We start from the raw sequence: 26,461 nt of genomic DNA, 5'->3' as shown, positions 1-26,461 counted from the left end.
ACAGCGCACTCCTGTCAGGAATCGCCGGGCTGCCCGGTTCAGGTGGCGAACCCGCCCAGGAGCCGAGACAGGGAGCCAGGAATGCTGCACCGCATCATCGTCCTCGGAGCCGGATACTCCGGAGCCATCGCCGCCGGGCGCCTCGCCAAGCGGCTGCGCCGCGAGGACGTCGCCATCACTCTCGTCAACGCCGAGCCCGACTTCGTCGAGCGGGTCCGGATGCACCAGCTCGCCGTCGGCCAGGACCTCGCGCCCCGGCCCTTCAGCGAGATGTTCGCGGACACCGGCGTGGAGCTGAAGCTCGCGAAGGTCACCGGCGTGGACGCCGACCGCAGGACCGTCGCCGTCGCCGGCCCGGACGGCGCCGAGGAGCTGACCTACGACACCCTCGTGTACGCCCTCGGCAGCGGCTGGAACGACCAGGGCGTCCCCGGCACCGACGCGCACGCCCACGAGATCGCCTCCCGCCCCGGAGCGCTCCGGCTGCGCGAGCGCCTGGCCCGCCTGGACGCCGGACAGCCCGTGGTCGTGGTCGGCGGCGGCCTCACCGGCCTGGAGGCGGCGACCGAGATTGCCGAGGCCCGGCCGGACCTCGACGTCGCCCTCGCCGCCCGCGGCGGACTCGGCGACTGGCTCTCGCCCAAGGGCCGCGGGCACCTGCTGAAGGTCTTCGGCAGGCTCGGCATCACCGTGCACGAGCACGCCGACGTCACCGCCGTCGAGGCCGACCGGGCCGTCATCGCCGACGGCAGGTCCCTCCCGGCCGCGGTGACCGTGTGGACCACGGGTTTCGCCGTCCACCCGATCGCGAAGGCCACCACCCTGGAGACCGACGCCACGGGCCGGATCGTGGTCGACGGGACCATGCGCTCGGTCTCGCACCCGGACGTCTACGCCATCGGCGACGCCGCCCTGGCGATGGGTCCGGGCGACAAGCCGCTGCGGATGTCGTGCGCCTCCGGGACCCCCACCGCGTGGCAGGCCGCGGACGCCATCGCGGCCCGCCTGACCGGCGGAAAGCTCCCGAAGACCACGCCGCGCTACTTCAACCAGTGCATCTCGCTGGGCCGCAGGGAAGGCCTGATCCAGTACGTCACCGCCGACGACCGCGCCGTCCGGGCGGCCCTGACAGGACGGCTCGCCGCCGTCTACAAGGAACTGGTCTGCAAGGGCGCGGCCTGGGGCGTCGCCAACCCGACCCTCGGGATCCCGACCCGGCGCCGCCGCGTCGTCCACGAGCCGGCGGCCGCCGGCTGAGGGCCGGCCCGCCGGTCCGGCCGGGCGCGTGACCGGTGGGCCGCGCCGCCCGGCAGGACGGTCAGTTTTCGAGAAGCGCCGCCGACCCGGCCGCCCCTACCGTCGACGACATGAACTCCATCGACTCCGTCACCCTGGAGGTGGCCGACGCCGCGGCCGCCGCTCGCTTCTACTCCGACGCCTTCGCGCTGGACCCGTCGCGGGTGCGCGTGCGCGCCTGTGAGGACCCGACGTCCGGATTCCGCGGCTTCACCCTGTCGCTCGTGGTGTCTCAGCCGGGCAACGTCGACGCGCTCTTCGCCGCCGCCCGCGACGCCGGTGCCACCGTCCTCCAGCCGGCCGCGAAGTCGCTGTGGGGCTACGGCGGCGTCGTCCAGGCCCCCGACGGCACGATCTGGCAGATCGCGACGTCCACGAAGAAGGACACCGGCCCGGTCACCCGCGACGTCGACGAGATCGTCCTCCTCCTCGGCGTCGAGGACGTCAAGGCCAGCAAGCAGTTCTACGTCGAACAGGGCCTCACCGTCGGCAAGAGCTTCGGCGGCAAGTACGTCGAGTTCGCCACCGGCTCGGGCACCGTCAAGCTCTCCCTCTACAAGCGCCGCGCCCTCGCCAAGGTCGCGGGCGTCCCCGCCGACGGCACCGGCTCCCACCGCGTCGTGCTCTCCGGCGCAACCCGGCCGTTCGACGACCCGGACGGCTTCGTCTGGGAACCCACCGCCCCGCTGACGATCACCCACTGAAGCGGGCCGCAGGTTCAGCGCACCGGGAAGCCGAAGGCGTAGCCCTGCTCCTTGAGCCAGGGCAGGACGCGGCGCAGGGCCTCGACGGTCTGGGAGCGGTCGCCTCCCGCATCGTGGAAGAGGAGCGTCGGCCCGTTGGGGAGCTCCCGCTCGACGGTGGCGACGATCGCGTCCGTGCCCGGCCGCTCGAAGTCCTTGGTGTCCACGTTCCAGCCCAGCGGGCGCATCCCGTGGGAGGCGGCCAGCTTGCGGCTGTAGGGCGTGAAGGCCCCGCCGGGTGCCCGGTAGTACATCGACCGTACGCCCCCGGACGCCTCGACGATCATGCGCTCGGCGTCGAGGATCTCCTTCGACTGGTACGCCTCGGGCTTCCGGTCCATGGCGGTGTCGTGCGACACCGAGTGGTTGCACAGGCGGTGGCCGGCCGCGACGACCTCCTTCACGAGGTCCGGGTGGGCCTGCGCCTGCGTCCCCGTCACGCAGAAGGTGGCCTTCACCCCGTACTCGCGCAGCAGGTCGAGCACTTGAGGGGTCCACGTGGGGTCGGGGCCGTCGTCGATGGTGATGTTGACGCCGCGCGCCCCCGCGTCCGAGGCGTGCACGATGGTCACGTCGACCGGCGTCACGGCACCGCCCGGCGTGGCGGACACGGCCGGCTTCGGCGACGACTCGCTCACGGAGCCGGCCTGCGCGGTCCACACCGACGCTCCCACGGCGAGCATCGTCACCCCGAGCGCCGCCCCGACCGTCTTGCCGTACCAGCTCCGCCCGCCGCCGTGCCGTGCCATGTCCGCCCCGCCTTCGCGTAGTTGCCCGCCCGATCCCCGACCACCGTCGGAGCCACCTGGCAGGACGAGGAAAGGTGCCCGCGGGATGCGTCCGTTACCGATCACGGACAATTCCGGGGACGTGCGCGGACAACTCGACGGACAACGGCCGGAACGGGCCGGGAGGCCGCGACGGGTGTGGCTGTGTAACCGGCCGGTGACAGCGTTGTCCTGCGACGGCGACGACGGGATCCCCGGGGTGCGCGGCCGCCTCATAGTGAGCGAGCGAGCACGGAGCAGCCGAGGGCGCTTCGGCCTCACCGTCACTGGACCGACCAGCAAGGGGATCTCATGTTCCGCAACCGTCGCAAGGCCGTCCTCGCCTCCGTGGCCCTGGTGGGCACCGCCCTGCTGATGACGGCATGTCAGGACGCGGACCAGAGCCAGGAGAGCACGGACACCGGCGCGTCCTCGTCCTCCTCCCCGGTCGCGAACGAGGCCGCCGCCCCTGCCGAGGAAACGGGCGTGAGCGACAACGGGGTTGACGAGGGAACCGGCTCCGGCGCCGACACCGGGGACGGCGAGCGGGTGCCGGTCGAGCAGAGCTGCGGCGCGGGCGACATCGCCTGGAGCACCAGGTCCGAGACCCAGGCCGGCGGCTACATTCTGATCACCGCGAAGGCCAAGCCGGGCATCACCTGCTACCTGCCCGCCGCCCTGCCGACCGTGGCCTTCGGCTCCGACGGCACCGAGGCGGGTCCCGCGGAGCAGTCCGTCGGCGAGCAGGTCAAGCTGAGCGGCGACACGGCCGCCTACGCCGGAGTGAACCCGAAGACCACGGAGGGCGACGGCGGCAAGGAACTGGACAGCATCATCGTCGCCGTCGGCGACAACGACCCCGACCCCGTCTCCCTGCCGGTCGGCACCATCGTCGTCGACGACCCGATCGTCACCAACTGGCACACGTCTCCCGCGGACGCGGTCCCCTTCAACTGAACGGCCGCCACCCGTGGTGGCCACGTCGCTCGGCTCGGCGCGCGGGTGCGGGAATACGGCGACGTCGCGACCGTGTTGCCGCCTGCGTCGGCGTCGCCGCGTGCGGTCGGCGTCATGACCGGGGGCTGATCTTTCCAGGGAGAGGACGAGGGACGGTGAGTCTTCGTCAGTTCGAGTACGCCCTGGCCGTGGCCGAGGAGGGCTCGGTGACGGCGGCGGCGGAGTCGTTGCACGTCGCCCAGCCGTCGATGTCCCAGCAGATCCGCGGCCTGGAGCGGGAGCTCGGCGTGACGTTGTTCGCCCGCACCTCGACCGGGCTGGTGCCCACCGCCGTCGGTCGCGCGTTCCTGCGGGACGCGGAGGTCGCCGTGCGGGCGGCGCGGCGGGCGAGGGCGACGGCGCGGGCCGGTGCCGAGGAGCTGGAGGGCGAGCTGGTGGTCGCCGCGCAGATGGGCCTGGGCACGCGACAACTGCCGGGCGCCCTGAGCGCGCTGCGCCGCCGTTTCCCGCGACTGGAGATCACCGTCTTCGAGGAGGCGAACCCCGCCGAGCTGGAGCGGCTGGCGCGCCGGGGCGTGGTGGACCTGGGGCTGATGGCCGGGCCGTGCAAGGAGGGGGACCTGTACGAGGGCCACCACCTCGGGGACGAGGAGTTCGTCATGGTGACGAGCCCCGAGCACGCACAGCTCGCCGCGGACCGGGTCGAGCTGCGCGCGTTGGAGCGGGAACCGTGGATCAGGTTCGATCACGACAGCGCGCTCGACGGTGTGCTCCGGGACGTACTGCGGGACAATGGGCTGGCTCCGGCCACGGTCGCCCGCGTGTCACAGACGGCGACGGCGGTGCGCTGGGCGGCCCACGGGCTGGGGGTGACGCTCGTGCCGACCTCCGCGGTGCCTCCCGGTTTCGAGCACCTCACGCGTCCCGTTTCCCCCGCCGTTTCCCTGCCCACCGTCGCCGCCGTCCGACCCGGCGCGGGGCCGGCGGAAAAGGCCCTGCTGGAATTCCTGCGTCAGGAGACGTGGCACACCGCTGTGCTCACACCGGGAACTCGCCGCCGTCCACGGTGAGGTTCCGTCCGGTGAGCCAGCTCGACCGGTCCGAGACGAGGAACAGCACCGCGTCGGCGATGTCGTCGGGCCGGCCGTCGCGCCCCAGCGGAGGGGCGGTGACGTCCTGACCCGGCCCCTCGGCCAGCTTCGCCCACTCCTCCCGCGTCGCCTCGCCGCCCGGGGTGGCGGTCCTGCCGGGGGACACGGTGTTGACCCGGACTCCGTACGGGGCCAGTTCCAGGGCCAGCCCCCGGCTGTAGTTCTCCAACGCCGCCTTCGCCGCCGTGTAGTGCAGGAACGGCGGTGCCGACGTGGGGACGGCGGCCGAGGAGACGTGCACGACCGCGCCTGAACGCCGTTCCCGCATACCGGGGGTGAGCAGTGAGTCCAGCCGTACCGATGCCAGGTAGTTCAGGTTCAGCTGGTCCTGCCACGCCTCGTCGGGGATGGCCGAGGCGTTCGGGAACGGGCGCGCTCCACCGGCGTTGTCGACCAGGATGTCCACCGCGCCGAGCATGTCCCGTGCGGCCTCGGCCACTGCCTCCGCCCCGGCCCGGGTCCGCAGGTCGGCCTCCACGAAGGCGGCCCCTTCCGGCACCGTGCTCGTCTTCGACCTGGCGGTCGTGAGCACCTCGGCGCCGGCGTCCAGGAACTGGCGCACGATGGCCGCACCGATTCCGCGCGAACCGCCCGTGACGAGGGCCTTCTTTCCCGCGAGTTCGCGTATTTCCGCATTGTTGCTGGTTGTGTTCATGGCGCCGGCCTCTCCAATTCGTATGCGTTTCCCGTCGAGCTGTTTCACCGTAGAACCGGGAAATGCGGAGAGGCAAAGACCAAAAGTGAGCAGGCGCTATAGGGGATTCCTATGGCGTGGGAGACCTGCCGTCGGGTGGCCCCGACGGCAGGTCTCCCCGGTACGAGTGGTTTAGGTCGCTCGTCCGTGTGAGGGCGCTGCCCTGCGGGTCGTTCGTGCACCAAGAGTGGGACGCGATGAACACTCAGAACGCGAACACCACAGGCACGAGCACGTCGTTCGGGAAGAATTCCCCCGTAGTCGGGGAGGAGCAGCAGCCCGCTCCCGGCGCGCACGACACGCCGCTGCGACCACCGGCACCGCGTGGCAGCACGCCCTCGCGGCGTTATGTGGTCACGGCGACCGGTGCCTCGGCACTCGCCGTCGGGATCACCGCCGCCTCCGCCGCCTCCGCGACCGCGCTCAGTCCCGCCGTCGCGCCCTCGATCACGCCGGCCGCGGCGCCGCCCGGCACCGACCCGGAGGCGTACAGGACGGTCGCCCGCGCGGTCGTCGTCCACGACGAGCACGACAAGTCCCTGGTCCCGTCCTATGTGAAGGCCGTCAACGACGGGCTGCCGGCCAGCCGGGGGAAGGCCACGAAGCGGGTCCTGATCGTCGGGGCCGGCCCGGCCGGGCTGCTCGCCGCCGACCTGCTCAACCGGGCGGGCCACGACGTCGTCGTGATCGAGGCCAACGGCAACCGGGTCGGCGGCCGTATCAAGACCTTCCGCAAGGGCGGTCACGAGAACGGCAGGCAGCCCTTCGCCGACCCCCGGCAGTACGCCGAGGGCGGGGCCATGCGGCTGCCGGAGAGCCACCCGCTCCTCATGGCCCTGCTCAAGAAGTTCGACCTCCCCCGCCAGGAGTTCTACCTGGTGGACGTCGACCCCGACGACCCGGCGAAGAAGACCAACCGCACCTGGATCCACGTCAACGGCATCCATGAACGCCGGGCCGACTACGAGAAGAACCCGGAAAGGGTCAACGACACCTTCAAGGTCACCGGTGCCAACCGGAAGAAGACCGCCGCCGCCATCCTCGCGGACGCCCTCGAGCCCGTACACCGGCTGATCCGGGGCAAAGAGGGAACCGCGCTCGTCGACGGGTGGGCCGAGGTCCTCAAGAAGTACGGACACTGGTCCATGTACCGCTACCTCACCGAAGTCGCCGGGCTCGACACCAGGACCATCGACCTGGTCGGAACCATCCAGAACCTGACCTCGCGGCTGCACCTCTCCTTCCTGCACAGCTTCCTGTCCAGTGCGCTGATCGCCCCCAGCACCAGGTTCTGGGAGATCAAGGGCGGCACCGCGCTGCTCGCCGACGCGCTGTACGCCCCGGTGAAGGGGAAGGTACGGCTCGACCGGCGCGCCGTGCGCATCGAACGCACCGACGGCAAGGTGCGGGTGCACACCGTCTCCGAGGACTGCCAGACCGGCAAGGGGGGCACCACACAGGTCTTCGAGGGCGACGAGGCGATCATCACCGTGCCCTTCTCCGGGCTGCGTCACGTCGCCTTCGACCCCCCGCTGTCGTACGGCAAGCGCCGGGCCGTCACGGAGCTGCACTACGACGCCGCGACCAAGGTGCTGCTCGAATTCTCCCGGCGCTGGTGGGAGGACACCGAGGCCCAGTGGAAGCAGGCCCTCGACAGCATCGAGGACGGCCTCTACGACAAGTACCGGTCGGGCAAGGTCAGGGACGCCGGGTATCTCGGCGCCCACAAGTCCGTGAAGGCGCTGGGGGTGACGATCCCCGACGCGTACAAGCACTGCTTCGCCGCCTTCCGGCCCGCCGCGGAGGGTGAGGTCGAGGCAGCTCATGTCCGCGGGGGCGGCTCCGTCAGCGACAACGCCAACCGCTTCATGTACTTCGAGCACGCCCACCCCATGGAAGGCAGCGACGGCGGCATCGTGCTCGCCTCCTACAGCTGGTCCGACGACGCCCTCAAGTGGGACGCCTACGCCGACGAGGAGCGCTGCCTGCGCGCCCTCGCCGGAGTGCAGGCCGTCTTCGGCCGCCGGTGCGAGGTCTTCTTCACCGGCAAGAGCCAGACCCAGTCGTGGATGCGGGACCACTACGCCTACGGCGAGGCGTCCGTGCTCTTCCCCGGCCAGCACACGGAGCTGTTCCCCGACATCCCCACCTCGGAAGGCCCCCTGCACTTCGCGGGAGACCACACCTCCATCAAACCGGCCTGGATCGAGGGTGCCCTCGAATCGGCCGTCCGAACGGCCCTGAAGGTCCACACGGCCTGACAGCGGCTGCCGCACCACCACCAGGCCCAGGTCACCGACCTGGGCCTTTCGTACGGTCAGGCGAAGTCCCGGAGACGAAGCGGACGGTGGCCATGACACGGGAGAGGAGCTGCGGCGCGGGGCCCGGACCTCACACCGTCCGGGCCCCGCGCACGCGGAAGGTCAGCCCGCCCAGACCTCGGCCTCGTCGGCCGGAACGGTGGTGGCCAGGCCCAGTTCCTTGCGGGCGGCGACCGACTTGTTCGGGTCGATACCGGTGAACGCCGGCTCGTAGGCGACGTAGAACGCGTCGGCGTCGGCGGCGTTCGCGGCCTTCTCCCAGTGGCCGGCCGTCTTCGTCAGCGTCGAACGGAGCTTGCCGACCTCGGCACCCTCGATGCCGTTCAGGCCCTCGACGTGTGCCTCGAGAGCGGCCTCGACGGCCTTGGCCTGCGCCTTGTAACCGGCCAGGTCGTCCTCGACGTTGTCCTTCTCGGGCTGGTGCGCCCACAGGGCCTCGTAGACACCGTTCGAACCCTTGAGGTACGTGAGCTGCTCGGGCTTGAGGGACTTCGCGGTGTCCAGCGTGCCGCTGAGCGTGCCCTTCTCCGCGGTGTAGGTGCAGCTCACCGCGCGGTCCCCCGTCGCCCAGCTCTCCTTGGTGGGGGTGTAGTAGAAGAGGGCGGCGCCCGCGGGGAGCGCCCAGGTGTCCGGTGCGTACTTCTGCGCCTCGACCGGGCAGCGGGTGTCCGCGATCGCCGAGACCCCCTCGTCGCCGGGGTACTCCTTGCCCTCGTCGATCGAGAACTCGCCGACGACCTGGCCTTGGTGCGCCTCGTCGCAGGGCACGATCTCGACGGTGTACGCCGTCCCCTCGGACTTGCCGGACGGGTTGTAGCAGTCACCGGTGTCCAGCGAGAACACCGAGCGCTGGCGAGCCACCTTCTTCGCGCCGTCCTTGGCACTGTCGACGGCGTCGGTGACGTCCGAACACCCCACCGCGCCGATCGCGAGCAGGGCGGCGACGGCGGACATGCCGCGAAGGGAACGATACGGGGTACGGGCGGGCATGACGTGTACATCCTCTTACGTGGTCTTTAAGCAGGTCAGGCGGATCGTATGTCATTTCCGCGGCCGGGTGGCCCGCGGGCAGGCCCTCAGATCGTCGCGGTGTCCTACTGACGCGCGGCGGACCACGAGGGTTGTATCGCGGACCCCGAGGGGGACGGTCGACGGCTCCCTGACAGGCGAGTCAGGGGGTGGTGGGGGATGGTCCGGGGCCGTCCCCGATGCCCGGGCCCCTGGCCGGCGAGGAGCCTGGGAGCATGTCCCGGACAAAGCGCGTACTCGTCATCGCCGGCTCGGTCCTGACCGTGCTGTCCCTCCTCGTGGGCGGGGCGTTCCTCTGGCTGTGGACGGGCGCCGACGTCAACACCGTCGGCAAGGAGTCCTTCGACAACGAACTCGCGATACCGCCGCTCGCCGAATCCCGCCTCGGCAAGGACGGCACCCGCGTCTTCGACCTGCGCATGCAGCAGGGGCAGAAGGAGTTCAGGGACGGACGGAAGACCAGCACCTGGGGCTTCAACGGCGACTACCTGGGCCCCACCCTGCGCGCCGAGCGCGGCGAGAAGGTGCGCGTACGGATCCGCAACGGCCTGGACGAACCGTCCACCGTGCACTGGCACGGCATGCACCTGCCCGCGGAGATGGACGGCGGCCCGCACCAGATGGTGGCCCCGGGCGCCACCTGGTCCCCGCACTGGACGGTCGACCAGCCGGCGGCCACTCTCTGGTACCACCCGCACCCCCACGGGGCGACGGAGAAGCACGTCCAGCGTGGTCTGGCCGGCATGTTCCTCCTCGACGACCCCGCCTCCGACCGGCCGGCGCTGCCGGGGCGCTACGGGATCGACGACCTGCCCGTGATCGTGCAGGACGTCACCTTCGAGGGCGCCGACTTCGACCACGGTCACGGCATGATGCAGAACGCCGGTTTCCTCGGCGAGCGGACCATGGTCAACGGCACGCTCAGCCCGTACCGGGAGGTCGCCGACGAGCGGGTGCGTCTGCGCCTGCTGAACGCCTCGACGGCCCGCACCTACACCTTCGGCTTCTCCGACGACCGCGCCTTCGACCTCGTCGGTACGGACGGCGGCCTCATGGAGCGGCCTGCCGCACTGGAGCGCGTCCAGCTGTCCCCCGGGGAGCGGGCCGAGATCGTCGTGACCATGCGCCCCGGCGAACGGACCGTCCTGCGCAGCTTCCCCCAGGACAATTACGGGGGCGCCTGGCAGCAGCGGTTCAACGGCGGCGACGACTCCTTCGACGTACTGCAACTGCGCGCCGCCGACCGCCTGCGTCCCTCACCGAGGACGCCCGCCGAGCTGGGCACGCTGGAGGTGCCGGACGGCACCAAGGCGGTGAAGGCCCGCCACTTCGACCTCAAGCGCTCCGGGATCAACGGCCGCGCCATGGCCATGGACCGGGTCGACGAGATCGTCACCCGCGGGACGGCCGAGACCTGGACCGTGCGCAACACCAATGGCATGCCGCACAACTTCCACGTCCACGACGTGCAGTTCCGTGTGCTGGAAGTGAACGGCGAGCCACCCTCGGCCGCGCTGCGCGGCCCCAAGGACACGGTCTTCCTGCCGCACGGCACGACGATGAAACTGGCGATGCGCTTCGACGGCCCGGCCGACCCGGACACGCCGTACATGTACCACTGCCATCTGCTCTCCCACGAGGACCAGGGAATGATGGGCCAGTTCGTGGTCGTCGAGAAGGGCCAGAAGGCAGGCCGCCCCGGTGAGCACCGGCACTGACCGAAGCGGCCGTCCCGGCGTTCGGCACCGGCTCACTTACCGAGATCAACAGGCCCGGTCGTCGACCGGGACCCAGCCGAAGAGCAGTCTCATGTTCTCGATGCCGTGGGCACGATCGGCGGCGGAGCGTGCGCTGTAGAAGAACTCCAGCTCGGTGATGCTGCTGCCCGGTCCCCTCCGTACTGCTCGGTGCCGTCCCGCGACAAGCGGGCGAGCGCGCTGGTGTCGATGAGGAATCGCGCGGCGTTCACCGCCGGTGGTTCAGCCCTCGTCGTCCTCGTCGCCCTCGAACAGGTCCCCCACTTCGTCGACGACCTCTGCGGCGACCATGCCTCCGACGACGCCGACCGCGAGCCCGGCCGCGCCCGCCGCGACGGCCGTGCCCATGCCGGGTCCGGAACGCCGATGGCCCTCATGGTGATGGTCGCCGTGCGCTCGGTGTCCGCCGTGTCCGTGGTCGGAGTACGGGGCGCCGTGCCCGTGCGTCGCGGCCTGGTGGCCGTACGTCGTCCGGTGCTCGATCATCTGGCGGATCCAGCCGTCCACGGAGGCATTCCAGTCGCGTTCCTCGTGGTGACCGACGGTGAAACGCATGAGCGCATCGTGGCCGGCGGAGAGGACGCCGCCGCGCTTGTCGGCCTCCAGGACCACGTCCAGCCCGCCCGGGCCCGCCAGGAAGGTCAGCTCGATCTCGTTGACCTGGTGGGCGTACTGCGGGGCCGGGATGAGTTCGATCTCCTGGTAGAAGGGCAGCTGCTGTCCGGTGCCGCCGATGTGCCCGTATTCGAGGTCGGCGGAGCGGAAGCCGAAGCCGAGCTGTCCGAGGGCCTCCAGGATGGCCTCCTGGGCGGGCAGGGGCGCGACGGTGATCTGGTCGAGGTCGCCCTTGTCCTTGGCGCCGGCGACCGCCAGCTCGGTGCGCACGCCGAGCACGATGCCCAAGGGCTGCCCGTACAGCTCGGTGACGGGTGTCTCCCACGGCAGCGTGACGCGGAAGGGCACGCTGTGCGCTTCCGCGGCGGCGAGCCGGAAGCCGCCGCCGACGGTGAATCGGTCGAAGGCGACGACTCCCTCGCTCTCCCCGCCTTCGTGCTCCGCTTCGACCCGGGCCACGAGCTCAAGTGTGATGAGCTCGATGTCGAAGTCGGCCTGGCCGCCCGTGAGATGTACTTGTCCGGTGAGCGTGCCGCCGGGCTGGGCGGGAGCCGGGTCGAGCACCGTGTCGACCGTGGGGGCACCCACGCCGAGCGAGCCGAGAAGTCGCTTGAACACCATCGTGGCGTCCACTCCTTATGCGTCCAGATCGATCGAAGCCGTGTGTGTTGCGTCCAGGACCACGGCGCAGACCTCGTCCGGGCCCTTTTTCTACAAACGTGTAGAAGCTTAGAGTGGTCTCGGAGAGCCTGAAGTGCGCTCCGGGCCGCCTCGCCGGAAATGGCTGAAATACGCTCACGAGCCGGCCAGAGGCTCCGTGTGACATCGGCTCGCTGTCGGTGGCTCGCCGATGCGGGCCGGGCAGTACGCCTACGCGCGCCCGGCGTGGGCAGTGGCCAGGAACCTGTTTTCGGTCAGAATCGTTTTTGTGTCCGCACGCCCAGATGAGGAGTCATCGCTTGTCCGCCAGATCCTCGACGGACCCTTCGGGGCACAGTCCCCGACCATCCCGCCCGGTACTTCCTGAGCACGGCACGCGGCGGGGTGGTGTTCGATGAGTGCCGTGGAAGCCTGGCTGGGCGTGCTGGCGGTGTTCGTGCTGACCGCGGGCACCGGCTACTTCGTCGCCCAGGAGTTCGCGTACGTCTCCGCCGACCGGCTCGCCCTCGCACGCGAGGCCGACGCCGGGGACCGGAAGGCCGCCCGCGCCCTGAAGGTGCTGGAGCGGTTGTCGTTCATGCTCTCGGGGGCGCAGCTCGGTATCACCGTGACGGGTCTGGTCGTCGGTTTCATCGCCGAGCCGTCCGTCTCCGCGCTGCTGCGGCCGGTGCTGTCCGGCCTCGGCATCCCCGACGGCGCGGTCACCGGCATCTCCGTGGTGCTCGCGTTCGTCCTGGCCACGGTCGTGCAGATGGTGCTGGGCGAGCTGGCGCCGAAGAACCTCGCCATCGCCGTCCCGGAACGGCTGGCGAAGTCGCTCGCGGGCTCCACGCTCGCCTACCTGAAGGTGGTCGGCCCGGTGGTCCGGATCTTCGACGGCGCCGCGAACAAGCTGCTGCGCAAGGTCGGTATCGAGCCGGTCGAGGAACTGCACCACGGCGCCACCCTGGAGGAGCTGGGCCACCTGATCGGCGAGTCCCACGAGCAGGGACAGCTGCCGCGCGGCACCGCCGAGCTGATCGACCACGCCCTGGAGTTCTCCGAGCGGACGCTGCACGAGGTGATGGTGCCGCGCGTCGACGCCGTCTTCGTCCACAGGAACGCCACCGCGGCCGAGGCCATCGACCTCATCGGCAGGCACGGTCACTCCAACTACCCGGTGCTCGGCGACCACCCGGACGACGTCGCGGGGGTGCTGGGCGTACGCGAGCTGATGGGGCTGCCCGCCGACCGGCTCACCTCCACCACGGCCGGTGCGGCGGCCCGGGGCCCGCTGCTGCTGCCGGCGACCCTGCCGCTGCCGGCCGCCGTGGAGCGGATGAGGGAACGGAACGACGAGTTCGGCGTCGTTCTCGACGAGCACGGTGGTGTGGCGGGCGTCGTCACCTACGAGGACGTCGCCGAGGAACTCGTGGGTGACATCGCCGACGAGTCGGACACGGTCACCGAGGTCGCGGTCGCGGACGGCGAAGGCTGGCTGGTGGACGCCGGGCGCCGCCTGGACGAGGTGGCCGAGGTCACCGGCATCGAGCTGCCCGAGGAAGAGGACTACGACACCGTGGCCGGCCTGATCGTCGACCGGCTCGGCCGCTTCCCGGCCATCGGCGACCGCCTCACCGTGACGCTGCCCGACGGCGGCGACGCGGCGATCGACGTACGCACCCTCGACCGGCACGTACCGGAGCGGGTCCGCATCGAGCGGACGGACGAGAAGCGGACGGCCGAGAAGGCGACGCCCGACGAGGAGGAGGGGCAGGCATGAGCTTCCCGACGGCGATCTTCGTCACCGTCCTGCTGCTCATCGGCAGCGGATTCTTCGTCGCGGCCGAGTTCGCGCTGGTCGCCGCCAAACGGCACCGGATGGAGAAGGCCGTGGCCGACGGGCAGCGCGGTGCCAAGGCGGCCCTGGCCGGTATGCGCGAGCTCTCGTTGATGCTGGCCGGCGCCCAGCTCGGCATCACCGTGTGCACGCTGGGCCTGGGTTCGGTGTCCAAGCCGGCGATCTCCCACGAACTGGACCCCCTGCTGCACAGTCTCGGCCTGCCCACCGCGCTCAGCTACGGCGTGTCCTTCGCCGTGGCGATGATCGTGGTCGTCTTCCTGCACATGGTCCTCGGTGAGATGGCACCCAAGTCGTGGGCCATCGCTCACCCCGAGCGCTCCGCGATGCTCCTCTCCCCGCCCTTCCGCGGGATCGTGAAGGCAGTACGCCCGCTCATCTGGGTGCTCAACCGGATCAGCAACGCCCTGGTCCGGCTGTGCCGCGTCACCCCGCGCGACGAACTGGCCTCCGTCCACAACCGGGAGCAGCTCACCCACCTGGTGGAGGAGTCCGAACGGCTCGGCCTGATCAGCGAGACCGACTCCGACCTGCTGACCCGCTCACTGACCGAACCGGAGACCCCGGTGCGCGACCTGCGGATCCCGGCCGACGACATCACCGCCGTCGACGCCGACGCCGACGCGGAACAGATCCTCGCCGTGGCCGCAGCCGGCGACCGCACCCGGCTGCTGGTCAGGGACGGCGGGGACGTACTCGGTTCGCTGCACGCCCGCGACGTGCTGGTGGCCCGGGCCCAGGGCAGGACCACCAGCGCCCGCGCCCTGGCCCGCCCCGTGCCCGAACTGGCCGAGGACGCCACGGTGGCCGACGCGATCGAGCTGCTGCGCCGACGCCGGGCCACCCTCGCGGTGGTCCGCGACGACACCGGCCGCCTCACTGGCATGGTGAGCCTGGACGATCTGCTGGCCCGCTACCTCCAACCCCGGACGGCATAGCCCCGGGTGGTGGTCGGAAGAGCTCGGCGTGACAGGAGGGGCATGCGACCACCAGATGAACCAGGCGGCGGCCGGGGCGCGGACGAGCACGAGTTCGACGCCTTCTACTCCGCGAGCGTCGGCCGGCTCATCGGCCAGCGCCGTCCGCGGCACCTTCGGCGATGGCCGACGGGACGGCCCCGACCACCACGCCGAGCGGAACCGCGGCCCCGCCGACGTCGTCGTCGGCCGGTGCGACGGCCCTCTGGGCCGGCACCAAGCAGTTCGTGCAGATCGAGGACGCCCGGACCAGTGACGGGAAGACGTACCTGTCGGTGCGGCCCGCCCAGAAGAAGGCCCACGCCCAGTTCGAGGCATGGGTGATCGTCCCGGGCGAGGGGCCCTGCACCGAGGTGCCCATGGCCGAGGACGCCAAGGTGCTGCTCTCCGTCCCGCTCGGCGACGAGAAGCACCCCGCGTCGTACTCCCCGTCCGACTTCGTCACCCGACTGACGGCCCAGCCGTCCTCGGCCCGCCCCCTCCTCGGATACGACCTCAGCTTCCACGGAGAGGGCCGGGTCACTGACCTGGGCCTCAATCTTGGAGCGGGTGACGAGAATCGAACTCGCGCTCTCAGCTTGGGAAGCGACAGCGCTCGCGCAGGCTCCATGGCTCGACCAGCATGGATACCTGGCCCCGAGGTGATCGTGCGTACCGGATCGCACCGTCGTCGAGCGCCTGGCGCCGAGTCCTCTGTCATTCGATCAGAGCCGCGCGGTGCACTCGCCGCCCGTTGTGCCATTTCGAATGGCATACTCGGAGTGTGACTGACGACGACGTTGACTTCCCGCCCGGCGACGGCCCCACCAGCGGTATTTCCGTCACCTTGACCGCCGGGACTCTGCAGGCCATCCGTGAGCGGGTCGGCAAGCGAGGTGTCTCGGCCTACCTGGAGAAGGCGGCCCAGCGGCAGATCGAGCGCGACAACCTGGACGAGCTGATCGCGGACTTCGACAAGGTGCACGGTCCGGCCGATCCCGAGGCCGTGGCAGCCAAGCGCGCCCGGCTGACCGGAGGCGCCACGAACGCCGGGGCGGCCGCGTGAGCGGTGTTCTGGTTCTGGACAGCGAGGGCCTGGCAAAGGCCGTACAGCGTGATCGGGAACTCCATGAGTGGCTGACGGCGGCTCGCGACGCGGACCTACCCGTGATCACCTCGGCGGCCGTGTTGGTCGAGGTGATCCATCCGAAGATCAACGACGCCGCACTGAAGTGGACGCTGTCCCGCCTGAGCGTCGAGCCCGTGACCCAAGCCGTCGCGCAATCCGCTGCCGCCTTGCTGCGGGCAGCGGGGCTGCACGGCCACAAGTACGCCATCGACGCCATGCTGTGCGCGACCGCCTTGCAGCATCCCGGCCGGGTGACGATTCTGACTTCGGACGTGGAAGACATCGGGCTGCTCACTGCCGAGCATCCGCGCCTGAGCGCCGAGAAGGTCTGAACCGCGACGCCTTGTAGAAGCGGTGCGCGCCGTGCGGACTCGGCTCTGGCTTGGCGGTCTCCTGCCCAGCCGGCAGGCCGACTGGGGGACATCTTCTCGACCTGCTCGGATCGGGCTGAACGAGAGCGTGGTCGGCATCGGGCAGGGGCGTGTCACGCCCGAGTAGCGGCGCCCCCACTGTTCCGAACCCTCTGGAAGGGCATGGACTCGGGCTCCGGCACGCGCCAGACGATGCGGACTTGCTCGTCGAGAGGAAGCGAGGGGCCACCGATGTAGATGCAGTGGATGAAGTAGAGAACGGCCAGTCGAAATGCCTCCGGTTCGATGTCGGTCGACTTCGTCACCGTGGCCCGGCTCAGCTTGTTCACTTGGCGCACGACGCTGGAATCGGCTTCGAGAGGACCGAGCTCGCTGAGGATCTCCGGATCGAGTTCGGCTTCCTCGCGCATGGCCTGGATCGACCGTCTCAGCAGGTCGGGCTCCGATTCGACCCGGTCGACGATTCGGGCGATGACGTAGTCATGGAGCACATCCGCCTCGATGCTGCCGTGCTCCACCGGCTCTTCGCCCGTGCAACTCGCGCACCCCTCGCACTCAGTGGGTTCGTCAGCCTCCTGACTGGAGACGAAGCACGAGACCACCCACATGATCTCGGCACGGTTCAGCTCCAGTTCCTCGGCGGTCGACAAGTCGGGGTCGCCCCATTGACCACCGGGATCACTGCCATCTCCGTCTCCACCTCCCGGCGGCGTCATCTCGGAGCGCAGCAGGGACTCCAGGCTGACGAGGTACGGTTCCCAGCCGTGCGCGCTCATCAGTAGTGTCGCCAGCGCGTCCCCCGGGCGCTTTCAGAAGATGAGGTCTTCGTCGAAGCCGTTGACGAAGTGCAGGACGTGGTCCGTCGAATCGAACTCCACTCCGGACATCTCGCTCAGGTGGGTCAGGACCGCCTGACGACCCCGGTAGCGTCCGACGTAACGGCGGGCCTGGGCGACGAAGAACGGCACAGTGCTGTCGTTCAGCACAGCGTTGGGGCTGACGCCGATGAAACGCGGGGGGTTCAGCGGACCGGACCGGCGGAGCTGTTGGGTGGCGTTCGCCCAGTGCAGTCGTCTGGTGTCCGGGTCGTACACCACGCAGTAGACAGGAATGTTCCCGTCCGCCCAGGTGTCACCGTGCTGATCGACAGGCACCGCGTAGCCGTTGCCTCGGCGCCAGCTACTCCCACCCTTGACCTGGACCTTGATCGTGTCACTCGTGAGATGTCCGTCGTCGGTGAAGGTGACGTAGAAGTCCTCCCCGAAGTCGTTCTGCCCGGATATCTCTTGAACGATGTGGTCGTGGTCTTCAAGCAGGGTGCGCAACGCGTTCACGGCAGCCTGCCCCACACGCCTCCCCTTCGAGACCTTCGGCATGCCGCGCCCCCTCCGGAAGGTTCCTCGCGGGCCCCTGCGGATGAGGGGCCGGTGTCTGTTTGGATCAGCCTGCCCCATACCTATGACACCGGGGTCGGGACGAGGGAGGTCGTAGGGCGCCTGCTGAGCGGCCTGGCATGGCGCGGTCCGGAAACGACTGAGGCCCAGGTCATTGACCTGGGCCTTCTGTATGGAGCGGGTGACGAGAATCGAACTCGCGCTCTCAGCTTGGGAAGCAGCGAGCATCGCGGGCCTGTCGTCGGTGCTGACCTGCTTGAACCGCAGGTTCGTAACGTCTGCGGGCTCGACTGCTTTCACCGTGATTCCCCGCTGCTCCCCGCTCGATCTGGTGCGCTTGTGGTGCGGTTACCTACGAACCGGCGCGTCTGCACGTGCCTTAAAGGTGTTGCTTGGCTGCCCTGACCAGTCGGCTGATGTCGTCACGGGTCCGCACCCTGGCAACGTCTAGTTCTGTTCTGCTGTCCGTCTTGGACAGCGTCGTAACGTCTGCGAGCAAGTCCTCCGCGGCCTGGCTCAGAGTCACGTCATCGGTGAGCATCTGTGCCCGGAACAGTGCTTCTTGGGCGTTGGAGCGCAGGTCGTAGGCACGGATCCGTACCGTGTCGGGGTCCTCCGGTGGTGGCTGTTCGTGCTCGCAGAACCATAGGTGAACGAGGCAGCGGCGGTAGTTGACCAATGCGCCGGCGTAAGCGGAGTAGGCATCGAGTCGTTCCTGCCGGAGCTTCTCTTGGCGGGTGAACTGGTGGCTCCTGTCGGCGGTGCGCTGCTGGAACGCCAGGGTGATCCCCGAACCAAGCAGCGTCCCTAGGACGGCTATGCCGCTGGCGATGATGGTCTCCACCACCCAAGCTGATCACGCATCGAGGGTCCTCCGTGGGGCGTTGCCCAACCCCGATGCCAACACGCTTTCCAACTGTCTGAGGAGTTGGGTCTCCTACCTGCGACTATCGGCGTCTGGCGCGTGCAGTGCGCCTGACTTGTGGTCCGATCTGGCGCTGACTCCCTCGCTCCCCGGCTGTCTGGTTCGGCCCCCCTCAGCTGTGGGCATCCAGCCGGTCAGCTTAGGCTGACATCACTTTGACACCATCGGGGTATTGAGGTACACGGGAAGCTATGCGACTCTAAAGTCTTTGAGCACCTGCAGGGGGGGCATATGAATGAGCGCATTCTGGCGTTATACGAAATGGCGTTCCGGGACCGTTACCAGGAATCTTTCGAAGATGAGTTCCAGGAGTTCTTCTCGGAGATAATGGAGCGAGCCTATCCCGATGGCGACTTTGTTCGTGTCAGGCCCTGGGGAAACTCCGGAGACGAGAAAAATGACGGATACCTGATATCTCAGCGTACGGTTTTCGCCGTGTACGCCCCACGGAAGCCCACGGCTTCAGGCATTCGAGCGAAGATTGAGAGCGACTTCAATGGGTGCCTCCCTTTTTGGGACGAGTATCTTGACCAATGGGTATTCGTCCACAATGACCGTGAAGGACTCGGGCCGGATGCGCTGAAGACAATCCTTGAGCTCAATAGAGCGCATGGGGACAAGGTGGCCGCCCCCTGGGGGCGGGAAGCCCTATGCAAGCGCGTGATGGACCTCGGAATCAGCAATCTGCGGGCGCTCTTCCCTAGTGTTCCCTCGATGGCAGACTTCGTAGAGACGGGAATGGAGCAAATCCAGCCAGTCCTCGATCATCTGGAGCGCGCTCGCGTACCTGGTCGTCCTGATAGGCGTCCGGTGCCTGAGGATAAGATCGAGTACAACCTTCTGTCAGAAGCGACACGCTTCCTCATCACTATGGGCATGCAGCCAGCGCATTTGGTAAGAAATTACTACAGGCGCGTGAGTGATGAGCTTCTTAGGGACCAAACGGCTCAAGCCTTCTCCGAGAAGTATCAGGAACTGCGCGGTACTGGTCAGAGCCCGGATGAGATCTACTGGGAGCTCCGCAAGTGGGTTGGTGGCATCGGCCCATCGAGTCCTGCTCGCGAAGTGGCCGTATACGGCGTGCTCACGTACTTTTTTGAAGAGTGCGATATATTCTTGCGGCCAGAGGAAGGCCAGGAAGAATGATCTTGCCAACTAAGGGAGTGTCTGCCGATAGGGCCCTGCTGACCGTGGGCGCTCAAATCATACGCGAATTGGACGAGCCGAGCACTGTGAGCGGACTGTGGCACTTGGTGCGAGTCAAGCGGGCCCAAGATGAAAATTCTACTCCCCTTACATTTGACTGGTTTGTATTGGCGCTCGATCTCCTGTTCGCGGTCGGGGCAATTCGAACGGGGCCAGCAAACACACTTAGGCGGGCAACGTGATTAAGCGAATTTTCAGCACAATGCCCTCCTTTAAGGAGATCCACCTTCACGCCGGGTTGAATATTCTTCTCGCGGATGTCAGGCCGGAATCGAAGGAGGTTGACACTCGGAACGGCGTTGGCAAGAGCAGTTTGATTGAGTTGCTTCACTTCCTCATGGGTGGCAATGCAGATCCGAGTAGCCTGTTCCGCAATGAAGCCCTTGTGAATTTCGAGTTCGGCCTAGAAATTCTCGCTCCACAGCGTGACCCCTCAGCAGAGCCCTCTTATATCACCGTACGCCGTTCTGGAGTTCAGCCGTCGAAGATTCATATCGATGGTTGGGAGAGCGTGCTGGGTAGCCCCAGCGTGACCGTCTCCAATGCCGTTTGGAAGTCTCTTATTGCGAAACACTTCTTCGGCATCTCCGATCTAGAGAACGCTGGAAACTCTGGCCCATCTGCACGTTCTCTGCTGTCATACCTGATTAGGCGTCAGGCAAGTGGCGGGTTTCAGGAGACGGTAAAGCACACGAGTCAACAGTCAACTGTTGATCAGCAAGTGAATATTTCCTACCTGCTAGGGCTAGACTGGTCAATTCCCCGAGACTGGGAAAAAGTTCGCCAGCGCGAGAAATCTCTGCGAGAGCTAAAAAAGGCGGCGAAAGATGGAGCTCTAGGTGACCCTGTGGGTAAAACAGCCGAGCTTCGAGCCTCTCTTGCAATTGCTCAAGCAGGTGTTACGCGGCTGAGTGAGCAGCTGAAGAGCTTTCGTGTGGTCGAAGAGTACTCGGAGTTGCAAAGTGAAGCCACTCAACTCAGTAGAAAAATCGCCGAGTTCAACGACGAGAACACTCTGGATCGCCGGTACCTAGATCGGCTGAGCAATGATTCGAAAACAGAACCAGTTCCCGATCCAGAGAACCTAAGGCTTCTGTATGATCTTGCTGGAGTTGAGCTTCCCGGCGTCGCTCTTGCTGCCTACGAAGATGTTCAGCGCTTTCATGAATCTGTCGTTGCGAATCGGCGCACGTACCTGCGTGAAGAGATCGTAGCTACTGAGGCCCGGATCGCGGCACGTGAGAAGGAGATTGGAACACTCGATCGTCGGCGTGCCGAAATTATGGCCTTGCTGAGTGCGGGCGGCGCTCTGGAAACGTTCCTGGAAATGCAAAAGGAGCTTGGCCGGCGGGAAAACGAAGTTGAGCGCTTGACCAAGCAGTATCAAGCTGCTGAAGCGCTCGAGTCGCAGCAGGTCACATTGGGGCTAGAGCGGCAGCAACTTCAAGAGCGTTTGCAGCGCGATTTTCGCGAGCGTTCAGATAGCGTAGACCGGGCTGCCGTAGTGTTCCAAGATTTGTCACACTCCATCTATGGCGATAGGGGAGGACTGCTGGCAATTTCTAACACGGATAATGGGCCAAAGTTCAATGTTAGTATCGATGGTGAGCGAAGCAAGGGTATTACAAACATGCTCACCTACTGCTTTGACCTCACTTTGATTCGTATCGCATTGTCTCAGGGTAGGGCTCCTTCATTTGTGGCTCACGATAGCCACATCTTTGATGGAGTTGACAGTAGGCAAATTGCAGCTGCCATTAGGACCGGCAAGGAAGAATGCGATGAGCACGGCTATCAACATCTAATTACTCTGAACAGTGACAACTTGCCGAATGTCGAGGGCGTGGATCTTGACGCCGTTATATTGCCAGTCCGCCTTACAGACAAGTATGACGATGGAGGCCTGTTCGGCCTGCGATTCCGCTAGTAGCAGTGTGAGGTCGGTGGAGCGGCTTTGGGGTGGCGCTGCTTTGGCGCGAGTGATCATGGCCCCGTAAGCTTCCGGCGCGTCGGGCAGTCTGTGGACCTGCCCGGTAAAGCACGACGTTGGGGCCATGATCTTCGAGGCTCGCGCCAAAGTGGCTCCGTAAAGCCGTGGAGCCGACCGCCCCAGCCACGATGGACCCCTCCTCTGGCATCAGGCGGCCGATTGCTGTGAGCGCGGCACGGGCGCCGGCCGGGCTGGAGCGGGGCGGAGACAGGAGCGCAGGCCCGGCCGGGGGCCGGGCCGCGCGCGGTGAGCGGAGCGAGCCGCCTTGAACCCGTGAAGAAGGTTGTAACTCAGGCTTCGTCCGTGATGCGCCACAGAGGCGCCTCGTACTGCTTCGGGCGACTGGCAATGAGGAGCTGCCGCAAGTCGTCGCGCTGTGCGCCACTGAGACCCAGGGCCTCAGTGATGCGGCGGAACGTTGTGTGGGTGGCTCCACGGGTGCGGGCCTCGGCCTCGAACTGGTGTAGTTGCCTACCGATTGAGGAAGGGTCCAGATTCGTTGGCTGCTGATTGTTGAGCCAGAGAGCCTTATTGCGCTCGTAGTCGATCTCGGAGTACCCGCACACTTCGCGGCTGTATGCCTCGGCCTCGTCCAGGTCTGTAGTGGACATGATCGCTCGGGCCAACCGGTTGCGGCTCAGAGCGTCGTCCAAGTCGACCTCGTACACGGCGGGGCTCTCGTCCGTGAGTAGGACAGGGAGCCCCGCGTCTCGAATTTCGCATGTGCCCCGTACGCCTCGGGCCGTCGCCGCGAGCAGGCCCGTTGCTTCGGACGGGTGCCACTCGAGGGCAGTGCTAACGGCGGTCGTGTCTTCCGGGGTGAGGGTGTGGACAACGGGGCCCAGCACGCTAGTCATAGCCTCCGGCGGGAGTTCGCCGTCCAGGCCCGGTCCTGCTACGAGGAGCCGTACAGGTTCGTTCAACTGGCAGCATGCCGCCAGTGTCAGAGCGTCGGCCAGCGGGCTCTTCAGGGTCGGCTCGTCGCCCTGCGCGAGGATGTCTCCGCCCACGTCCAAGAGATCGATTGATGCGGGCTGTATGTGGTCAACGAGTGATTTGAGTTGCCGGGTAAGGCCGACGGCCCCCTGGTGGGGGTCGAGCAGTGCGAACGCGGCTGGGAGCTCCGCTGCCAGTCTGGGGAGGGTGGAGCCTGCGGGTGCGATCGGGCGGGCCTGCGCCGACACTGACCAGACGTCTGGCGTGAGGCGTTCCAGGCCGGTGAAGTCGGCGGGGCGCCGCGGGCCCGGTAGAGGGTCGATCAGGAGGCGGTCCCAGGCGTAGGTCAGGATCACCGCCTGGTCCTCGTCGCCGTAGAGGGCGGCGTGAAGCATGGCGGCGGCGACTGCGTCGCCCCCTCCTCCTGCTGCGACGATCAACCGCGTCATGCGATCAGCCTACGGGTTCCCAGATTGGCCACTCAGCCTATAGTGGCCAAAGGCTATAGCCACTTGGACAAGGAGGGGACATGCCTCAGATCGAGGAGGCTCAACCCAAGTACCTTCAGATCGCTCACTTCATCCGCGACCAGATCCTTCGGGGTGACCTGCGGCCTGGGGACGAGGTGCCCTCTGAGCGGCAGCTCGCTGCGGACTGGAAGGTGTCCCGGCCTACGGCTGCGCGGTCGCTTGAGGCGCTGAGCCATCAGGGCCTGGTCGAGAAGCGGCAGGGGTCCGGCACGTACGTGCGCAGTCTCGAAGTGAACCGTCGTGCGAGGGAGTTGTACGGGCGGGCTCGGCAGACCGGGAAGATCTATACACCCGGGGAGTATGCCGTGATCACGTCGGCCGGCTGGCTGGATGCCCCGGACCACGTTGCTGAGGCCCTGGGCTTGGTGAGGGATCGGCGGGCCGTTCACCGTCGGCGCGTCACGAACAACCAGGACGGCCCGATCACCCTGTCCACCTCCTGGTTCGCCCCGGACGTCGGCCAGCGTGCGCCCAAGCTCACCGACCCTGGACGCATCCAGGAAGGGACGCTCATGTACGTCGAGCGCATGACGGGGCGTCAAGGCAGTTACGCCGAGGACCGCATGTGCGCTCGTTCGGCCACGGAGGAGGAGGCTGCCGACCTGGGATTGGAGCCCGAGTCCGCCGTCCTCATCGTGCACCACGTCGTCTTCGACCTTCAGGACCGGCCGCTGGAGTTCGCCGAAGCCACGTACCCGCCGCACCGCTGGGCGTTCGAGCAGGGCTACCCGCTCACCTGACGGCGCGCCAGTTCCGCCGTATCGCTTGCGCTCTGCAAGTGGCCAATGCCACTATCCACAAAGTGGCTAAGGCCACTTGGAGATGAAGGGGGCACGACGTGACGAGTCGGCGGCCGAAGCAGGACGCGCGATTAGCTTGCCGGGGGTGTCGGGGGCGTGGATGGAAGCGCGTCGGTTCCCGAGCGGCGCTGACGCTCTCCACGGCCGACGACCGCAACCGTGCCACGTCGAAGCGGCGCTGCCTCGACTGCGACGGCAGCGGCAAGGAGTGAGCACGCATGGCTTACACGATCGACCGACACCCCTGTGAGGACTCGCCGCGGCTTGGAGCGATGACCTTGCACCCGGAGCCGGAGTCCGTCTCCCGTGCGCGGCGCTGGTTCCGTAAGTTCATCGCTCCGTACAACCCGGCCTGCTCGATCGACGACTGCGCACTGATGATCTCTGAGCTGGTCACGAACGCCATCCGCTACGGCGCGTCGGAGGATCCGTGGGTGGTGCGGGTCGAGTGGTTCCGCCAGGGGACCTCGCTCCGCGTCGAGGTTCACAACCCCGGCTTTCCGGCGAGCGTACGGCTGAGGCACCCGGACGCGAACGATGCCCACGGCCGAGGACTGCTCCTCGTCGATTCGATCGCGGATTCCTGGCACTCCGGCCCCAGCTACCTCGGCGGCACGGTCGTCTCGTTCGTGGTCGCTGATGCCTGGCCGGCGTGATGGGATAGCTCACCTCTTCTTCTGCCGGTGTGAAAGTGTCGCTAGGCTGGTTGACCAGTTGACTTGGCCAATCTCGACAGGCGGCGTTCATGGCGTATGAAGTGGAGCCACCGAAGTACCTGCGCCTTGCGCAGACGCTCCAGCGCCGCATCGAGGACGGCACCTATGCGCCAGGGGTTCGGGTGCCGAGCGAGAACCAGCTCGTGCAGACATTCGGTATGTCCCGTCCAACCGTCGTGCGCGCCTTGGAGCTGCTGAAGCGGGATGGCTGGCTGGAGTCTCGCCAGGGGTACGGCACGATCGTGCGGGGACGGCCGACCGCTGCAGAGGACCAGGACCGCCGGGGACAGCAGGCACTCAGCCGTGATGAGTCGCGGGCCCCCGGGCGACTGGTCGAGGTGGGGTACGTGCCCGTCCCGAAGCGTGTCGCCTCAGTGCTGGGGTTGCCCAAGCGAGCCAAGGTCCTCATGCGCCGCTTCTTGGTGGAGGACGAGGGTGCACCATTCGAGCTGGTCTCGTCCTACTTCCCTGTCGGCATGGTCGAGGGCACCGATCTGGAGAGCGCCGAACCGCTGAGTGGCAGTACTCGGGAGCACCTAGAGGCTCGGAAGAAGGTTCGCTTCGACCACGTTCAGGAACGAATCTCGGCGCGGCTGCCTGGGCCGGCCGAGGGTGAGCTTCTCGACGTCCCAGACGGTGTTCCGGTTCTCAGCGTCCTAGTCGTCGCATGTGATGCGTCCGGGCAGGCGTTGCAGGTCTCCGACGTGTTGCTTCCCGCTGACCGGCAGGAGCTCGAAGACAGCTACCGGCTGAGCTGAGCAGGCAGAGGACGGTGCCGACGCGGTCGGCGGAACCTCATAATCTGCTCTGGCGCAGAACTGAGTGATCTCAGGTTGGAGGGGCTCATGGCAGAAGGGCGCGGGTCCTACCCGGATGTGGGCGGCGGTCACATCGGGCTGGCGGTGACCATCATTGCTCTGATCGTCATCGCCAGTTTCTCGGGCACCCGCTGGACTTTGATCACCGTGGGGTGCTTCGCCGCCTGGTTCATCGTCGCGCTGACCGTCATCCTCATCAGGGGCGGAAGCGGCAGGGTTGCGGTTCGGCGGGCCTATGTCGCGACCTTCGGATGGGGCGACTACATCACTCCCTGACGCGTGACCTTGCGGAGCACAAGCCTGCGCATGGCTGTTTGAGCGCGGTTCGTCTGCGTGCGTCGCGCCCTCTCGTGCTCGCTGTCTTCATGGGGGCGGGGCCTTGCCTCGTCGGAAGGCCGACCGTCACCTAAGCCACTTGACAAGTCAACCTGGCATCTCTAGCTTCGGACTTGCTAAGTCAACCTGTCAGGTTGACAGGTTGGTCGATTCCCAGAAGGAGCAACCCCTGTGCGTGTGATCCGCGTTGATGCCTCGACCGCCACGATCCTGCTCACCGAAGCTCCCGCACCCAAGGTGCGCGACCGGCAGACCGGTGAGATCGCGAAGGATGTGCTGACCGGTGAGGCACTGATGACCGTCGGTGTCGTCTACATCGACGAGGGCGAGTCGTCGCTCTTCCAGGTCACCGTCCCGGAGACGGGAGTGTCCGAGGGCCTGACGGTCGGTGCCCCGGTGACACTTCCGGGCCTGGTGGCACGGCCGTGGGAGAGCGTCTTCAACGGCAAGGAGCGCCACGGCATCGCCTACCGTGCGACGGCCATCGCGCCGGGCGCCTTCCCGATGACGCAGGCGGGCTGATC

27 protein-coding genes and 1 pseudogene are annotated in these 26,461 nt (G+C 67.5%); 19 read left to right on the top strand and 9 right to left on the bottom strand.

What is annotated here, in order from left to right:
• Positions 1-81 precede the first annotated feature (81 nt).
• Positions 82-1,257, top strand: a complete 1,176-nt coding sequence (locus ACIGO6_RS13955; RefSeq protein ID WP_399875298.1) for an NAD(P)/FAD-dependent oxidoreductase — start codon at positions 82-84, stop codon at positions 1,255-1,257.
• Positions 1,258-1,367: 110 nt separating this feature from the next.
• Positions 1,368-2,000, top strand: a complete 633-nt coding sequence (locus ACIGO6_RS13950; protein WP_399875296.1) for a glyoxalase — start codon at positions 1,368-1,370, stop codon at positions 1,998-2,000.
• Positions 2,001-2,014: 14 nt separating this feature from the next.
• On the opposite strand, the gene ACIGO6_RS13945 is transcribed toward ACIGO6_RS13950, so the two are convergent.
• Positions 2,015-2,788: a polysaccharide deacetylase family protein gene (locus ACIGO6_RS13945; protein ID WP_399875294.1), complete on the bottom strand. Its 774-nt coding sequence runs from the start codon at positions 2,786-2,788 to the stop codon at positions 2,015-2,017.
• Positions 2,789-3,118: 330 nt separating this feature from the next.
• Between ACIGO6_RS13945 and ACIGO6_RS13940 the strand changes: the two genes are divergently transcribed.
• A complete protein-coding gene (locus ACIGO6_RS13940) occupies positions 3,119-3,763 on the top strand; it encodes a DUF4232 domain-containing protein (RefSeq protein ID WP_399875292.1) in 645 nt (214 codons plus the stop codon).
• A 155-nt stretch (positions 3,764-3,918) separates the two neighbouring features.
• The gene (locus ACIGO6_RS13935; RefSeq protein WP_399875290.1) at positions 3,919-4,833 is read left to right on the top strand and encodes a LysR family transcriptional regulator; all 915 of its coding nucleotides are present in this window, start codon (positions 3,919-3,921) and stop codon (positions 4,831-4,833) included.
• Here the strand turns inward: ACIGO6_RS13935 and ACIGO6_RS13930 are convergent.
• Positions 4,802-5,569 carry an oxidoreductase gene (locus tag ACIGO6_RS13930; RefSeq protein WP_399875288.1) on the bottom strand — a complete coding sequence of 256 codons (768 nt, stop codon included), beginning with the start codon at positions 5,567-5,569 and terminating at the stop codon, positions 4,802-4,804. The two genes, ACIGO6_RS13935 and ACIGO6_RS13930, sit on opposite strands and share 32 nt — an antisense overlap.
• Positions 5,570-5,805: 236 nt before the next feature.
• Between ACIGO6_RS13930 and ACIGO6_RS13925 the strand changes: the two genes are divergently transcribed.
• Positions 5,806-7,869 (top strand): flavin monoamine oxidase family protein, encoded by a 2,064-nt coding sequence (locus tag ACIGO6_RS13925; protein WP_399875286.1) that lies wholly within the window; start codon positions 5,806-5,808, stop codon positions 7,867-7,869.
• Positions 7,870-8,031: 162 nt separating this feature from the next.
• Here the strand turns inward: ACIGO6_RS13925 and ACIGO6_RS13920 are convergent, their stop codons facing one another.
• Positions 8,032-8,919 (bottom strand): septum formation family protein, encoded by an 888-nt coding sequence (locus tag ACIGO6_RS13920; protein ID WP_399875284.1) that lies wholly within the window; start codon positions 8,917-8,919, stop codon positions 8,032-8,034.
• Positions 8,920-9,173: 254 nt separating this feature from the next.
• Here ACIGO6_RS13920 and ACIGO6_RS13915 point away from each other — a divergent pair, with 254 nt between their 5' ends.
• Positions 9,174-10,676 (top strand): multicopper oxidase family protein, encoded by a 1,503-nt coding sequence (locus ACIGO6_RS13915; RefSeq protein WP_399875282.1) that lies wholly within the window; start codon positions 9,174-9,176, stop codon positions 10,674-10,676.
• A 51-nt stretch (positions 10,677-10,727) separates the two neighbouring features.
• Here ACIGO6_RS13915 and ACIGO6_RS13910 read toward each other — a convergent pair.
• Positions 10,728-10,927: pseudogene (locus ACIGO6_RS13910) on the bottom strand (VapC toxin family PIN domain ribonuclease); the annotation flags it as partial.
• A gap of 10 nt (positions 10,928-10,937) precedes the next feature.
• Positions 10,938-11,951 carry a sporulation protein gene (locus ACIGO6_RS13905; protein ID WP_399875280.1) on the bottom strand — a complete coding sequence of 338 codons (1,014 nt, stop codon included), beginning with the start codon at positions 11,949-11,951 and terminating at the stop codon, positions 10,938-10,940.
• Positions 11,952-12,384: 433 nt separating this feature from the next.
• On the opposite strand from ACIGO6_RS13905, the gene ACIGO6_RS13900 reads away from it, so the two are divergent.
• The 5 genes from ACIGO6_RS13900 (at position 12,385) to ACIGO6_RS13880 (ending at position 16,247) form a co-directional block, all read left to right on the top strand.
• Positions 12,385-13,752 (top strand): hemolysin family protein, encoded by a 1,368-nt coding sequence (locus tag ACIGO6_RS13900; protein ID WP_399875279.1) that lies wholly within the window; start codon positions 12,385-12,387, stop codon positions 13,750-13,752.
• Positions 13,749-14,768 (top strand): hemolysin family protein, encoded by a 1,020-nt coding sequence (locus ACIGO6_RS13895; RefSeq protein WP_399875277.1) that lies wholly within the window; start codon positions 13,749-13,751, stop codon positions 14,766-14,768. Before ACIGO6_RS13900 ends, ACIGO6_RS13895 begins: the two co-directional genes overlap by 4 nt.
• Before the next feature lie 161 nt (positions 14,769-14,929).
• Positions 14,930-15,574 (top strand): hypothetical protein, encoded by a 645-nt coding sequence (locus ACIGO6_RS13890; protein WP_399875275.1) that lies wholly within the window; start codon positions 14,930-14,932, stop codon positions 15,572-15,574.
• Positions 15,571-15,852 (top strand): hypothetical protein, encoded by a 282-nt coding sequence (locus ACIGO6_RS13885; protein WP_318213685.1) that lies wholly within the window; start codon positions 15,571-15,573, stop codon positions 15,850-15,852. Before ACIGO6_RS13890 ends, ACIGO6_RS13885 begins: the two co-directional genes overlap by 4 nt.
• Positions 15,849-16,247: a PIN domain-containing protein gene (locus ACIGO6_RS13880; protein WP_399875273.1), complete on the top strand. Its 399-nt coding sequence runs from the start codon at positions 15,849-15,851 to the stop codon at positions 16,245-16,247. The genes ACIGO6_RS13885 and ACIGO6_RS13880 overlap by 4 nt, the downstream gene beginning before the upstream one ends.
• A 152-nt stretch (positions 16,248-16,399) precedes the next feature.
• Here the strand turns inward: ACIGO6_RS13880 and ACIGO6_RS13875 are convergent, their stop codons facing one another.
• The 3 genes from ACIGO6_RS13875 to ACIGO6_RS13865 all read right to left on the bottom strand — a co-directional run bounded on the left by ACIGO6_RS13875 (position 16,400) and on the right by ACIGO6_RS13865 (position 18,524).
• Positions 16,400-17,062 (bottom strand): hypothetical protein, encoded by a 663-nt coding sequence (locus ACIGO6_RS13875; protein ID WP_399875271.1) that lies wholly within the window; start codon positions 17,060-17,062, stop codon positions 16,400-16,402.
• Between the two features lie 33 nt (positions 17,063-17,095).
• The gene (locus ACIGO6_RS13870) at positions 17,096-17,980 is read right to left on the bottom strand and encodes a DUF4365 domain-containing protein (RefSeq protein ID WP_399875270.1); all 885 of its coding nucleotides are present in this window, start codon (positions 17,978-17,980) and stop codon (positions 17,096-17,098) included.
• A 79-nt stretch (positions 17,981-18,059) separates the two neighbouring features.
• Positions 18,060-18,524: a hypothetical protein gene (locus ACIGO6_RS13865; protein WP_225808527.1), complete on the bottom strand. Its 465-nt coding sequence runs from the start codon at positions 18,522-18,524 to the stop codon at positions 18,060-18,062.
• Between the two features lie 312 nt (positions 18,525-18,836).
• Here ACIGO6_RS13865 and ACIGO6_RS13860 point away from each other — a divergent pair, with 312 nt between their 5' ends.
• From ACIGO6_RS13860 to ACIGO6_RS13850, 3 genes are read left to right on the top strand one after another with little or no spacing between them, the layout of a single operon-like run.
• Positions 18,837-19,751 carry an ABC-three component system protein gene (locus ACIGO6_RS13860; protein WP_168101178.1) on the top strand — a complete coding sequence of 305 codons (915 nt, stop codon included), beginning with the start codon at positions 18,837-18,839 and terminating at the stop codon, positions 19,749-19,751.
• Positions 19,748-19,993 (top strand): ABC-three component system middle component 6, encoded by a 246-nt coding sequence (locus ACIGO6_RS13855; RefSeq protein WP_078915164.1) that lies wholly within the window; start codon positions 19,748-19,750, stop codon positions 19,991-19,993. Before ACIGO6_RS13860 ends, ACIGO6_RS13855 begins: the two co-directional genes overlap by 4 nt.
• Complete coding sequence (locus ACIGO6_RS13850; protein WP_399875267.1) at positions 19,990-21,738, top strand: ABC-three component system protein; 1,749 nt, start codon at positions 19,990-19,992, stop codon at positions 21,736-21,738. The genes ACIGO6_RS13855 and ACIGO6_RS13850 overlap by 4 nt, the downstream gene beginning before the upstream one ends.
• Positions 21,739-22,091: 353 nt before the next feature.
• On the opposite strand, the gene ACIGO6_RS13845 is transcribed toward ACIGO6_RS13850, so the two are convergent.
• Positions 22,092-23,186, bottom strand: a complete 1,095-nt coding sequence (locus ACIGO6_RS13845) for a DUF1152 domain-containing protein (protein ID WP_399875265.1) — start codon at positions 23,184-23,186, stop codon at positions 22,092-22,094.
• A gap of 80 nt (positions 23,187-23,266) precedes the next feature.
• On the opposite strand from ACIGO6_RS13845, the gene ACIGO6_RS13840 reads away from it, so the two are divergent.
• The 5 genes from ACIGO6_RS13840 (at position 23,267) to ACIGO6_RS13820 (ending at position 26,459) form a co-directional block, all read left to right on the top strand.
• Positions 23,267-24,007 carry a GntR family transcriptional regulator gene (locus ACIGO6_RS13840; protein ID WP_164274369.1) on the top strand — a complete coding sequence of 247 codons (741 nt, stop codon included), beginning with the start codon at positions 23,267-23,269 and terminating at the stop codon, positions 24,005-24,007.
• A gap of 278 nt (positions 24,008-24,285) precedes the next feature.
• Positions 24,286-24,723: an ATP-binding protein gene (locus ACIGO6_RS13835; protein ID WP_399875262.1), complete on the top strand. Its 438-nt coding sequence runs from the start codon at positions 24,286-24,288 to the stop codon at positions 24,721-24,723.
• A gap of 89 nt (positions 24,724-24,812) precedes the next feature.
• On the top strand, positions 24,813-25,541 hold the full coding sequence (locus ACIGO6_RS13830; protein ID WP_399875261.1) for a GntR family transcriptional regulator: 729 nt from the start codon (positions 24,813-24,815) through the stop codon (positions 25,539-25,541).
• 87 nt (positions 25,542-25,628) lie between these two features.
• Positions 25,629-25,877 carry a hypothetical protein gene (locus ACIGO6_RS13825; RefSeq protein ID WP_399875259.1) on the top strand — a complete coding sequence of 83 codons (249 nt, stop codon included), beginning with the start codon at positions 25,629-25,631 and terminating at the stop codon, positions 25,875-25,877.
• A 231-nt stretch (positions 25,878-26,108) separates the two neighbouring features.
• Positions 26,109-26,459: a hypothetical protein gene (locus ACIGO6_RS13820; protein ID WP_399875257.1), complete on the top strand. Its 351-nt coding sequence runs from the start codon at positions 26,109-26,111 to the stop codon at positions 26,457-26,459.
• The last annotated feature ends 2 nt before the right edge of the window (positions 26,460-26,461 follow it).

Source organism: Streptomyces sp. NPDC053750 (assembly GCF_044544295.1).
Classification (GTDB): Bacteria; Actinomycetota; Actinomycetes; order Streptomycetales; family Streptomycetaceae; genus Streptomyces.
Note: the sequence above shows the minus strand (reverse complement) of the source record. Positions and strands in the feature narration are given on the sequence as shown.